General features: G+C 58.5%; 8 protein-coding genes and 1 pseudogene. 4 read left to right on the forward strand and 5 right to left on the reverse strand.

What is annotated here, in order from left to right:
• Window positions 1–289: 289 nt before the first annotated feature.
• Window positions 290–460 (forward strand): annotated as a pseudogene (locus J0X19_RS24990) (YkvA family protein); the annotation flags it as partial.
• A gap of 510 nt (window positions 461–970) precedes the next feature.
• Here J0X19_RS24990 and J0X19_RS09745 read toward each other — a convergent pair.
• From J0X19_RS09745 to J0X19_RS09765, 5 genes are all read right to left on the reverse strand, one after another.
• Window positions 971–1,234, reverse strand: a complete 264-nt coding sequence (locus tag J0X19_RS09745; protein ID WP_206984168.1) for an acyl carrier protein — start codon at window positions 1,232–1,234, stop codon at window positions 971–973.
• 127 nt (window positions 1,235–1,361) lie between these two features.
• Window positions 1,362–4,784: an efflux RND transporter permease subunit gene (locus J0X19_RS09750; protein WP_206984169.1), complete on the reverse strand. Its 3,423-nt coding sequence runs from the start codon at window positions 4,782–4,784 to the stop codon at window positions 1,362–1,364.
• 192 nt (window positions 4,785–4,976) lie between these two features.
• Complete coding sequence (locus J0X19_RS09755; RefSeq protein ID WP_206984170.1) at window positions 4,977–6,116, reverse strand: efflux RND transporter periplasmic adaptor subunit; 1,140 nt, start codon at window positions 6,114–6,116, stop codon at window positions 4,977–4,979.
• 62 nt (window positions 6,117–6,178) lie between these two features.
• A complete protein-coding gene (locus J0X19_RS09760) occupies window positions 6,179–7,879 on the reverse strand; it encodes a TolC family protein (RefSeq protein ID WP_206984171.1) in 1,701 nt (566 codons plus the stop codon).
• Between the two features lie 23 nt (window positions 7,880–7,902).
• Window positions 7,903–8,517 carry a TetR/AcrR family transcriptional regulator gene (locus J0X19_RS09765; protein ID WP_206984172.1) on the reverse strand — a complete coding sequence of 205 codons (615 nt, stop codon included), beginning with the start codon at window positions 8,515–8,517 and terminating at the stop codon, window positions 7,903–7,905.
• Window positions 8,518–8,767: 250 nt separating this feature from the next.
• On the opposite strand from J0X19_RS09765, the gene ispF reads away from it, so the two are divergent.
• The 3 genes from ispF (at window position 8,768) to J0X19_RS09780 (ending at window position 12,694) form a co-directional block, all read left to right on the forward strand.
• A complete protein-coding gene (gene ispF, locus J0X19_RS09770) occupies window positions 8,768–9,247 on the forward strand; it encodes a 2-C-methyl-D-erythritol 2,4-cyclodiphosphate synthase (RefSeq protein WP_206984173.1) in 480 nt (159 codons plus the stop codon).
• A 134-nt stretch (window positions 9,248–9,381) separates the two neighbouring features.
• Window positions 9,382–11,079: a M28 family peptidase gene (locus tag J0X19_RS09775; protein ID WP_206984174.1), complete on the forward strand. Its 1,698-nt coding sequence runs from the start codon at window positions 9,382–9,384 to the stop codon at window positions 11,077–11,079.
• A gap of 160 nt (window positions 11,080–11,239) precedes the next feature.
• Window positions 11,240–12,694, forward strand: a complete 1,455-nt coding sequence (locus J0X19_RS09780) for a LutB/LldF family L-lactate oxidation iron-sulfur protein (RefSeq protein WP_206984175.1) — start codon at window positions 11,240–11,242, stop codon at window positions 12,692–12,694.
• Window positions 12,695–12,708 lie beyond the last annotated feature (14 nt).

Consider the following 12,708-nt stretch of genomic DNA (forward strand, 5'->3'; position numbering starts at 1 on the left):
ATACTAGCCACCCGGATAACTATTTTGCGCTGAAACAGTATAGGCAGGCAACAACGGTTAGGGCTATTTTTGCTCTGGTTCGTTTTCACTCTCACCCTACTGTATCATGGCTAAGCAAACCCCTAAAGGCGACCAGGTAGCCTCGTCGCCGATATTCAAGAAGTTTTTGGGTACCGCCGAAGACTACCTCAAGCGCCCCACCCGCGTAAAGCAGCTGCTCAACGACGCGTACAAAAAAGCCAGCGAAAAGAACGACATCGGCTCCATTGCCCACGAGGCCTGGGAGACTATGCAGACGCTGTTTCGCCTCATCCGGGCCTCGGTGGCGGGCGAGTACACGGGCCTGCCTACGTCCACGGTTATTGCGGCCGTAGCGGTTACGCTTTACTTCCTGAGCCCCATCGACCTGATTCCCGACTTCATTCCGGTGCTGGGTTTGCTCGACGACGTGGCCCTGGTAGCTTGGTTCAGCACCACCATTAAAGAGGAGATGGACAAGTTTGCGGAGTGGGAGAAAACCCGCCCCTCCGTGGCCGTAGTGGACGAGGAGTACGGTACCACCTCTGCCGACAGCTACACCGCCGCCACCGACGTAACGCCCGCTCCTAAGCCAACGCCCAACACCGACTCCGGCCTGGGCTCCCCCGATAGCAGCACGCCGGCTCCGGCCAGCGTTAGCACGCCTGCACCCACTACCGATACCACCCCGCACGCCGACGTAGCGGCTAACACCACCGACAGCAGCCGCTCCGGCAGCGACACTGGCTTTACCGGCGGCGACACGGGCGGCAACGTCCGGTAGTAGTTGGATGTAAGTAGTAGAATATAAGTAGTTGGTATCAGGATATAGGTAGTAGGATACAGGCGCTTGCTACCTCTATGCTACTACTTATATCCTGATACCAACTACCAAAAAAGGCCCGAAACAATGCGTTTCGGGCCTTTTTGGTGTGTGGTGCAGTAGGTGTGTCTAGGCGGCGTGGGCGTGTGAAGCTACGTAGCTCACAAAGTCGCCGACGGTGGCCAGGGGCACTTCGTCAGGAATGGTGATATGGAAGTTGCGTTCCAACTCAAGGATAATGTCGACAACGTCGACGGTGTCGAAACCCAGCTCGCGGCTCAGGTCGCTACCGATACGCAGGCGCTGCGGCTTGATGGACTTGCGCTTGCTGATGATGCGCAGCACTTGCTGCTGAATAGATTTGGGGGCGAGAGTCGTTGTTGAAGAAACCATGAGAGAAACGACGAAGAACTAGGGTATTAAGAAAAGGAGGGCTGGGCTTTCTGGGTGGCCCCTCCGCCCGTTCGGGCGAAGGAGTCCTTAGTTGCCAGAAATGGTTGCAAGCCGTTCCGAAAAGTTTTTACACTTCTGCCTCCGCCAAAATCGGCGGCGTAGCCGCCCGCACTTCCTCGGCATCGGCAGGAGTTTCGGGGTCTTTCTTGAGGCGGAGCTTCAGGCTTTCGGTCATCAGGTACATCACCGGCACCACTACCAGCGTGATAACCGTGGCAAACACCAGACCGAAGATGATGGTCCAGGCCAGCGGCCCCCAGAACGTTACCGATTCGCCGCCGATGAAGAAGTTGGCGTGGCCGGAGTTGAACAGCTCGTAGAAGTCGATGTTCAGACCAATAGCCAGCGGAATCAAGCCCAAGGTGGCGGCCGTAGCCGTCAGGATTACCGGGTTCAGGCGGGTGCGGCCGGCCAGCACAATGGCTTCGCGCAGCGGCATACCCTGGGCCCGTAGAATGTCGGTGAATTCCACCAGCAGAATCCCGTTTTTCACCACGATACCTGCCAGCGCAATGATACCTACGCCGGTCATTACGATACTGATGTTCATGCCCGTAATGGCCAGGCCCAGCATTACCCCGATTACCGAGAACAGGATTTCGGTGAGAATCAACAGCGGCTTGCTTACCGAGTTGAACTGCATCACGAGTACCAGGAAGATGAGGCCAAAGGCACCAATGGCGGCCACCCCAAGGAACGAGCTGGTTTCCTGCTGGTCTTCCTGGGCACCGCCCATTTTCACAACGTAGCCCGGAGGCGCCTTGAACGACTTGAGGGCGGTTTCAATCTGCGCTACCACGTCGGGGCCGGTGAAGCCGTTGAGCACGTTGGAGCTGATGGTAATCACGCGCTTCACGTCTTTGCGCTTGATGCCGCCGTAGGTGGTGCCGTACTTCACGTCGGCCACCGAGGCAATGGGTACCTGCCGGATGGCGCCGGTAGCATCACGGAACGTCAGCGGCGAGTTCAGGATGGCATCCACGTCGGAGCGGTAGGGCTCGGCGTAGCGCACCTGAATCGGGTACTCGTCGTCGGGGGTTTTAAACTTGCTGGCTTCGGTACCATAGATGGCGGTACGTACTTCCGAACCAATCTGGGCGGTGCTGATACCTTCGCGGTTAGCCCGAATCCGGTCGATGTCCACGGCAATTTCCGGGTTCCGATCTTCCAAGTTGGAGCGCAGCTGCTCGATACCCCCAATGTTCTTCGACTCCACAAAGCGGGTTACGTCTTTAGACAGCTTGATGAGCGTGGGGTAGTCGTCGCCGGCTACTTCAATGGCAATAGCCTTACCCTGCGGCGGGCCGCTGGCTTCCTTGTCCACCGAAATTTCGGTGCCCGGAATACCTTTCACTACCTCCCGGATTTTGTCCATGTAGGTGCTGGTGGGCGGGCCGGTCCGGTCGCTCATTTCCTTGAAGGCCACGGCTACTTTGGCCAGGTTGGACTGCGAGGTACCCGAAGCCGTAGCTTCGCCAGGGTCGCCGGCACCAATGGCCACGTTGGTAATCACCGATTCCACATCGGGGTTGTCTTTGCCGATTACCTTATAAATGCGCTGCTCCAATACGCGGGCCACCGAGTCGGTTACTTCCACCCGGGTACCCACGGGCATCTTCAGGTAGGTGTACACGAATTTCGGGTCGCCGCTGGGGAAGAAGTCCACCTTGGGGCTGCGGGCAGCTACCGCAAATACCGACACCACAAACAGCACCAGCATGCTCACCATAATTAGGGCCGGATGCTTGATGGCCCAGGTAACTATGCGGGCGTAGCCGTTCTGGAAGCGGGGCAGCACTTTGGTTTGGAAGCCCGCAATCATGTGAATGAATACAAACTTATCGAGGAAGCACAGCACGATGACGGTCAGCGAGAGGTTGCCGACGAAGGTGGACCCAGCCACGTAGCCGATAACGGCAATCAGCGCCAGCACGCCCATGGCAATCAGGAAGTTCTTGGTCAGCTTGGGCTTGTTGTCTTCGGCATGGTGGTCTTCGCGCTCCATGAAGCTCACGGCAAACACCGGGTTCATGATGAAAGCCACGATGAGCGACGACATCAAGGTGAGAATGAGCGTCACGGGGAGGTAGAACATGAACGAGCCTACTATCCCCGGCCAGAACATGAGCGGCACGAAGGGCGCCACCGTGGTGAGCGTACCAGCCAATACCGGAATGAATACCTCACCGGCAGCGTATTTGGCGGCTTGAGCGGTGGTCAGGTTGGGGTGCTCGTGCAGCAAACGGTGGGTGTTTTCGATAACCACAATGGCATCGTCCACCACAATACCCAGCGCCAGCAGGAAGGCAAACAGCACAATCATGTTCAGCGCAAACCCGAAACCAGGTAGCAGCACGAAGGCCAGGAACATGGAAATCGGTACCGAAAGGCCCACGAACAAGGCGTTGGTGGTGCCCATGAAGAACATCAGAATCAGCGTCACTAGGATAAAGCCGATGATGATGGTGTTGATCAGGTCGTGGAGCGTTACGCGGGTGTCGTTCGAGGTGTCGCCGGTGACGGTGATAGTCAGCTCGTTGGGCAAGCTCTTTTTCGAGTCCTTGATAATCTCCTTGATCTTATCAGAAGCGTCAATCAGGTTTTCGCCCTGGCGCTTGATAACGTTGAGCGTAACGGCCGTTTTGCCGTCGAGGCGGGCGTAGGATTCCCGGTCTTTGAAGGCGTCGGTAACGGTGGCAATGTCGCCGAGGCGCACAGCCGAGCCGTTCAGGTTTTTCACCTGAATGTTGGCAATGTCGGCGGCCCGGGCATACTGACCGGCCACGCGCACGGCGCGCTTCTGGTCGCCCACGTTCACCGAACCACCCGAAATGGTGATGTTCTCGCGGCCAATGGCGGCGCTGATGTCGCCGAAGCTGAGGCGGGAAGCCCGCAGGCGGTTCAGGTCCACGTCCACGTTCACCTGCTGGTCCAGGGCCCCGATGATGTCCACGCGGGTAATTTCAGGCAGGGCCTCAATCTTGTCCTGGAAGTCGTCGGCGTACTTTTTCAGCTGGTTGACCGGTAGATTACCAGCCAAGTTGATGTTCATAATCGGCAGCTCCGACAGGTTCACTTCCTGCACGGTGGGCGGCGAAGGCAAGTCGTTGGGCAGCTCGTTGGCGGCCTTGTCCACGGCGTCCTTGATGAGCTGCTTGGCGTACTGCACGTCCACGCCGGAGTTGAACTCCACGTCCACGATGCAATAGTCCTGGTTGGAGGTGGAGTTGATTTTCTTCACCCCGTTCACGCTCTTAATCTCCTTTTCGAGCTGGCGCGTTACCAGGTTCTCGATGTCGGTAGGCGAGGTACCGGGATACACCGTGGCCACAATAATCCGCGGAATCACGATATCGGGGAATTTCTCCTTGCCCAGCTTGATATAGGAGAAGATACCCATCACGCACAGTATGAGCGTGATAATATAAATGCTGGTCTTGTTATCAATGGACCAACTGGTTGGGCCAAACTCTTTTTCTGGATCCTGCATGAGTTCTGGTTTTGACGTTCTGCGGCGTGCGGACGAAGGCCTCACCCCCTAGCCCCCTCTCCGCGAAGAGAGGGGGAACTAGTTTTTAATTTTCTAGCGCTGGTATGCTACCAATGGGATAGGATGGCTAGTAGGTAGGACTAGTTTCTCTCTCCTCATTGAGAGAGCAGCAAGGGGGCAGCTTCTAGCTCTTTACAGAGTAACTACTTGTCCCTCGTTCAGATTCTGATAGCCCGCCGAAATAACCTGGTCGCCGGCTTGCAGGCCGTTGATTACTTCCACTTTGCCGTTGTAAGTGTTGCCTATTTTGATAACGCGCTTGGCGGCTACTTTCTTGCCGCCTTTGTCGTCTACTACTAGCACGTAGCTGCTTTGCTCGTCTTTCTGCACCAAATCAACGGGCAGCACGGTGGCATTCTGCTGAGCGTAGTTCAGGATGCGCACGTTGGCCACCATGTTGGGGCGCAACTGGCCGGCTTTGTTGCTGTTCAGGCGCAGTTCGGTAGTGAACGTCCGGCTGGTGGGGTTGATGGTGCTGGTTACCACGCGCACAGTGGCGGGCAGTTCTTCGCCGCCCATGTCGGGAATAGTCACCAAGGCTTTGTCGCCGGCTTTGATGCGGGAGGCGTAGGCTTCCGATACGTCCACCACGATTTTGCCGGTGCTACCGCCGCTGAGCAGCTTCACCACGGGCGCACCGGGTGCTACAGTTTCGCCAAGCTTCGGCAGCACATCATCCACAGTACCCGAAAACGGCGCTACTACACTGTAAAGTGCTTTCTGCTGGTTGAGCGAAGCCAGGTTGCGCTGGAGCGCCTGGTAGTTGTTTTTGGCTTGCAGGTACTGGATTTCGGTGCCAATCTGCTGTTTCCAGAGGCGGTCCTGCTTCTCGTACACCACGCGGGCCAAATCCATGCGGGTGCGCAGTTCGGCAATGCTGGCATCCAGCACGGAGGCGTCCACGGTAGCCAGGGTCTGGCCTTTGCTTACCCGGTCGCCTCGCTGCACGCGCAGGCTGGTGAGGGTACCGGCAGCGCGGGCACCTACCGTGGCGTTTTGGTCGAAATCAACGCGGCCTTGCAGCTCCAAGTAGCTCTTAAAGCTTTCGGGCGCCACTTTGATAACCGAAACCGGCGTGGTAATTACCGCCGCCGAATCGGAAGCGGTACCCGTTTTGGCTTCCAGTTCGGCAATTTTGGCTTGGTTGGCGGCTTGCTCCTGCTTCAGCTTGGCCAGCTCTGCCTTGGGGTCTTTGCTGCCGCAGGCAGTGGTAAATAAGCTGATAGCTAGTAGCTGATAGCTGACAGCTTTCGTCAGGAAAAGGCGATTCATATAAAGAGGAAAGAGAGTGTCTTCGGGGAAAAGCCAACAGCTAGCAGCCATCGGCCAACAGCTTACTTTTTGGCTTGGTTGTACAGCTCGCCGGTAGCTTTGTCGCGGTCCACTTTGGCTACCAGCACGTCGTAAATGGCGGCGTAGTAGTTGGTTTGGGCTTCGCGCAGGGAGGTTTCGGCCGTTACTACTTCCAGGTTGGAGCCTACGCCCTCCTGAAACTTGATGCGCGACACGCGGGCCACATCTTGGGCTAGGTCGAGGTTGGCTTTCTGGTTGTCGAGCACATCAAGGGCGTTGATGAGGGTGGTGCGGCTTTGGGCGTCCTGCAAGTCGATGGTCTGGCGCAGGGTCTCGAAGCCTTTCTCCAGCGTCTGCTGCTGAATGCGGGCCTGCTGCACCTGATACTTGCGGCGGAAACCGTCGAACACCGGAATGTTCAGGGCCAGGCCCACGTTGCCGAAACCAAACCAGTTCTGGTTGGGAAAACCGTTGGAAGAGCGCGAATCAGGCCCCCGGAAGGCAAATAAGTCGCCGCCGTTTTTCGCTGAGCCCGAGAAACCATAGGCCGCCGTAGCTACCAGGCGCGGATAAGCCCCGGCGCGGCGGTTAGCTAAATCAAGGCCGGCCAACGCCTGCTGGGTTTCCAGTGTGCTGAACTCGATGCGGTTGTTGTAGTTGAACGTGGCGGAAAGCTGGTTGGTGCGGCCACCACTGAGGGCCGTTTGCTGGTCCTGGCGGGCCTGCTCGGAGCCGGGGCTACCCGCGGTACCGCCAGCCGGAGCCGTAGGTACACCGCCGAGGTTGGTGTCGCCGCCGCCGGTGGCAAAGTTGGCGCTACCCAGGCGCTGGCGCAAGGCACCGGCATCTACCACGGCGGCTCCCAGCGAGTCGGTGAGCTGCACGGGCTGGTCTTGCGGCAAGCCCATCTGGAATTTCAGCAAGGCCACGCTCAACTCGGTGAGGCGCTGGGCTTTCTGCTGCTCCACAATCAGGTTGTTGCGCTGCACCCGCAGGCGGTCCACATCCAGCTTCTCGGCAAAACCAGCCTTAAAGGTTTCGTTGGTTTGGTAGAGCACCGTGTCGAGGCGCTGCACGTTGCGGGCCAGCAAGCCCAGCCGGGCGCGGGCTACCAGCGTGCTGTAGTAGGCCTTGCTCACCTGCTCCACCACGTCGATTTCGGCTTGCTGGGTTTGCTTTTTGGCGAGTTCTTCGTACACCTTAGCCGCCTTCAACCCAATCAGGTAGGCCCCATCAAAGAGCAGCTGCGACACCGAGGCGCTGGTGTTGCCGGCGTAGCGCAGCCCGAAAGCAAATGCCTGCGGCGGCACGGGCTCCGCGGGCAAGGTCACCGTACCCAGGTTCACGGTTTGCCCAGCTTGGGCCGCCGCAATATCAGAGGAAGTGAGGGTGGTAGCCGAGCCGCCGCCGCCTAGAGCACCGAAATCCACCAGTGCCTTTTGGAGCTTGAAGTTGTCGGCTACGTTGGCGGCCACGTTCACTTGCGGCAAGCCAGCAGCTCTGATTTCGCCTACTTTAGCTTTGGCCGTTTGCTCGGCCAAGCGCGTAGCCAGCAGGCTGGATTTGTTTTTAACGGCATAGTCGATGGCTTGCTGCAACGACAGCGGCACGATACCAGCGGCCGTAGCGGCACCTAAAGTAGGCCGAGCGGCCGGAGCAGTAGTCTGCGCCAGGGCGGCTCCGGCAGGGGCCAACAGGCCCGGCCCGGCAGCCAGCAGCAAAACGCGGAGGTTGTTTTTCATATCAGGAAAGCGGGAGATGGTGCTTACTCTTCTTCCGTCACGTGACGGTACTCGTTGACGAGCTTGTGGCCTTTGAGCGTGACCATGCCCAGCAAAAAATGTTCGTTGCAGGCAAACTGTACCCGCGACTGGTCGAACTCGGCGTGCGGATATATTTCGGGGTCGAACAGAATATCGATTTGAGCGAGACGCAGGCGAGACAGCACCTCTATATCGAGGTCGGCCCGGTAGAGGCCTTCCTGCACGCCGCGGCGCAGGTTATCTTGAATCTGGCTGAGGATATACTTGCTTTTGTGGGTGTGAAACAGCGCCCAGGCGGCCGGATAATACTTGCGCAGGTCGTGCACGGCCGTTGGGTTGACGTTGGAAAACTGGCGCTTGGCCCAGTCCATCATCAGTATCATCTCATCAACGGCGTTGCGGGCTTTCCCGGCAATGCCTTCGCACTCGCCCTGCACCCCGTTCAGGTGGTTGGCAATACCCGCCGATACAATCTGGTCTTTGTTCTCAAACCATTTGTAGAGCGTCTTTTTCGAGATTCCCAAATGCGTGGCAATGTCATCCATTGATACGCTCTTGATGCCGTTGCGCGTGAAAAGCGTGAGGGCAGCGGATAGAATACGGTCTTTGATTTCCATAACTTCGGCAGCAAAGATACTGCGGAAACTTTTAATGAATCCAAAGTTTCCATATTTATTTTGCTATCCAATTGCACTCGGCTGCGCTGGTATCTTTTACCCTGACGAACAAGTGCTGGCTTTACTTTAAGTGGCCACCACTTTTTTTCACTTGTGTTGGGTGCCGGTGTTCGTAGCGGCACCGTGCTGAAGCGGTTCGGCGGTTGTTGTACCTTGCCGCCTCATTCGTTGTTATTCCCCTTCTGATTCCATGAAAATCCGGACTGGCTTCGGCTACGACGTTCACCAGCTGCGGGAGGGCCTCCCCTTCTGGCTCGGCGGCATTCAGGTGCCGCACACCCACGGCGCCCTCGGCCACTCCGACGCCGACGTGCTCATCCACGTCATCTGCGACGCGCTGCTGGGCGCGGCCAACCTGCGCGACATCGGCTTCCACTTCCCCGACACCGACCCGCAGTACAAGGGCATCGACAGCAAGCGGCTGCTCACCGAAGTGGTGCGCCTGCTCACGGAGCGCGGCTACACCATTTCCAACATCGACTCCACCATCTGCCTGGAAGCGCCCAAGGTGAACCCGCACATTCCGGAAATGCAGCGCGTGCTGGCGGAAGTCATGGGCATCCCCACCGACGATATCAGCATCAAGGCCACTACCACCGAAAAACTGGGCTTTGTCGGCCGCCGCGAAGGCGTGGCCGCCTATGCTTCCGTCCTCATCGTGCAACCCTAACCAGTGAACTTGTGAGATTGTGAAATGGTGAGTTTGATGTTCCAATAGCTTCACTAGCGCAGACTGCGCGGCTTGAACGTCAAGCTCACTAGTTCACTAGCTCACCGTCTCACCACTTCACTCAATCACAGTACATGCAGAAGAAACCCTTTCTAACCTGGCTGCTGGCGGCGGGCGTTACGGCTTCGGCCGTGGCCCAGCAAGCACCCGAAAAAGTTAAAGTCAAGACCAAGCGCAAGGCCAAAACGGAGGCCGCAGCCACACCCGCTCCGGCTGCCGACGCCGCTACTGCCACGCCCACTGCGGCCGTGGATTTGGCCGGCCAGTACGGCCCCACCATCACGCAGGAAGACCTGCGCAAGCACCTGACTGTTCTGGCTTCGGATGCGTACGAAGGCCGCGAAACCGGCGAGAAGGGCCAGAAAATGGCCGCCGAGTACCTAAGCAAGCAGTTCCGGGAGCTGGGCCTGACGGGTCCGGTGCAAGGCTCCGACGACCCATATTTGCAGCACTTCACCATGGAGCGCAGCACCTGGGCCGAGGGCGGTACCCTGAAAGTGGGCGGCCAGACCTACAAGTGGCTCACTGATTTCTACGGTATGGGCTCCACGCCTTTCCAGACGGAAACCGCCGTGCAGCCCGTATTTGCGGGCTACGGCATCGAGCAGGACGGCTACTCCGACTACACCGGCCTCGACGTGAAAGGCAAAGACCTAGTGATTCTGCTGGGCGAGCCCACGGGCACTGATGGCAAGGCTATTCTGGGCAAAGACGGGGCCGGCAGCAAGTGGGGCAACGACTTCCGCGCCAAGCTGGCTATGGCCACTGAGAAAGGTGCCCGCTCGGTGTTCTTCGTGGATTTCAACCCGAACAGCAACTTCGAAAAGCTGGCCGGCCGCATGACGCAGTACATCAGCCGGCCGAGCATTTCGTTTAAGGATGCCAAGCCGGGTGCCCGCCGGGCTTCGGCCTTCTTCGTGTCGCCGGCCGTGGGGTATAAGCTGCTGGGCTCCAATGCCGCCGCCGTAACCAAGTATACGGCGTCGGTTAATAAGGCCGGTAAACCGGTAGCCAGCGCGTTCAAGCCCGCCAAATTTATGGTGACGGCGCCCAAGAAAGTGGAGGATTTCACCACCGAAAACGTGCTGGGCTACCTGGAAGGCACCGACAAGAAAGACGAAGTAGTGGTGCTCTCGGCCCACTACGACCATATCGGCATCATTGGCGGTGAGGTGCACAACGGCGCCGACGACGACGGCTCGGGCACGGTTACGCTGCTGGAAATGGCGCAGGCGTTCCAGAAAGCCAAAGCCGAGGGCCACGGTCCGCGCCGCAGCATTTTGTTTCTGGCCGTAACCGGCGAGGAAAAAGGCCTACTGGGCTCAGAGTACTACACCGACCACCCCATTTTCCCGCTCAGCGCTACCGTAGCCGACCTGAACACCGACATGGTGGGCCGCACCGATAAAGACCACGAAGGCAAAGGCGACTACGTGTACGTTATCGGTTCCGACAAGCTCTCCTCGGAGCTGCACGAAATTGTGCTGAACTCCAACGAGAAGTACACCAAGATGGACCTGGACTTCCGCTTCAACGACCCCGAAGACCCGAACCGCTTCTACTACCGCTCCGACCACTACAACTTCGCCAAGCACAAAATCCCGGTGGCCTTCTTCTTCAACGGTGTGCACGACGACTACCACGGCGCGGGCGACGAAGTAGAGAAAATCGAGTTTCCGAAGATGGAAAAGCGCGCCCGCTTGGTGTTCTATTCCGCCTGGGAAGTGGTGAACCGTGACCAGCGCCTCGTAGTGGACTCCAACAAGAAGTAACAATGCGTATAGCGGTTCCCGCAGAGGGCGCTGAACGTTCTGCGCCTTCCGCGCTACCTTCTGCGCCCTCTGCGGGAACCATACCAGAACAACCGCTAGACCCGCCGGAACCCATCTGGGGCCGGCGGGTTTTATATTTGCTGACCATCTGCCGCCCGCTATGAATCCGACGACCACCACCACGCCCGCTGCCAACAAAGCCGCCCAGTTCCTAGCCGACTCCGACGCCAAGGCGTTTGACCTGGAGCACCGGCGCAAGATTCAATTCAACATCGGCAAGTATAATGCTGCCGTGAGCACCGGCCTGGGTTTCTACGAAGACCACGAGCTGGCGCGGGAACGGGCATCGTACCTGAAAACCAAGGTTATCAACCACTTGGATGAGTACCTGCTGGAGTTCGAGCGCAACTTCACGGCGCGGGGTGGCAAGGTAATCTGGGCGCAGAACGCCGACGAGGCGCTGCACGAAATCGGGAAGATTATGGCCCGGCGCAAGGCCAAAACCGTGGTGAAGGCCAAGAGCATGACCACCGAGGAAATCCACCTCAACCACTTCCTGGAGCAAAACGGCATCGAGTCGGTGGAAACGGACTTGGGCGAGTTCATTGTGCAGCTGAACGGGGAGCGGCCCTACCACATCGTGACGCCGGCCATGCACCTGAGCAAAACCGACATTGCCAACATCTTCGTCAAGCATCTCGGCATTGAGTACACCGACGACGCGCAGAAGCTGGTGCTCACGGCCCGGCACCTGTTGCGCAGCAAGTACACCACCGCCGAAGTGGGCATCACGGGCGGCAACTTCCTGATTGCCGACACTGGGGCCATTGCCGTTACGGAGAATGAAGGCAACGCCCGGCTGTCGGCCACATTTCCGCGCACCCACATTGCCATTGTGGGCATCGAGAAGGTGATTCCGAAGCTGGAAGACTTGGCCTTGTTTTGGCCGCTGCTCAGCACCAGCGGCACCGGCCAGCAAGTGACGGTGTACAACACCATTTACACTGGTCCGCGCCAGCCGCTGGAAAAAGACGGCCCTGACGAAATGATTGTGGTGCTGCTCGACAACGGCCGCACCAACCTGCTGGCCCAGCCCGCCCAGCGCGAAGCCCTGAACTGCATCCGGTGCGGCGCCTGCCTCAACATCTGCCCAGTGTACAAGAACATCGGCGGCCATACTTACGAAACCACCTACTCCGGCCCCATCGGCTCGGTTATCAGCCCCCACCTGGCGGGCATGGCCGACAACAAGCACCTGAGCTACGCCAGCAGCTTGTGCGGCGCCTGCACCTCGGTGTGCCCTGTGAAAATCCCGATTCATAATCTGCTGCTCCAGAACCGGCAGCAAGCCGTGCGCGAGCAACTCACCGATAAGGAAGAACGCACCGCCATCCGGCTGTGGCTGGTGGCCATGAAGAACCGCCGCCTACTGGATTTGCTGCCTGCCCGCGCCAAAAACTGGGTGCTGCTGCGCCTGCTCAGCCAGGTAGGCTGGAGCAAGCGCCGCGACGCGCTGCAAGTGGCTCCTAAGTCGTTCAAGCAACTCTGGAAGGCGCGGAAGTCACTTAGCTTTGCCACTCCGGCCCTGACAGCCAACCTTGGGCCAGTAAGCTGAGTACAAAGGCAGCC

This window comes from Hymenobacter telluris (assembly GCF_017313265.1).
Classification (GTDB): domain Bacteria; phylum Bacteroidota; class Bacteroidia; order Cytophagales; family Hymenobacteraceae; genus Hymenobacter; species Hymenobacter telluris.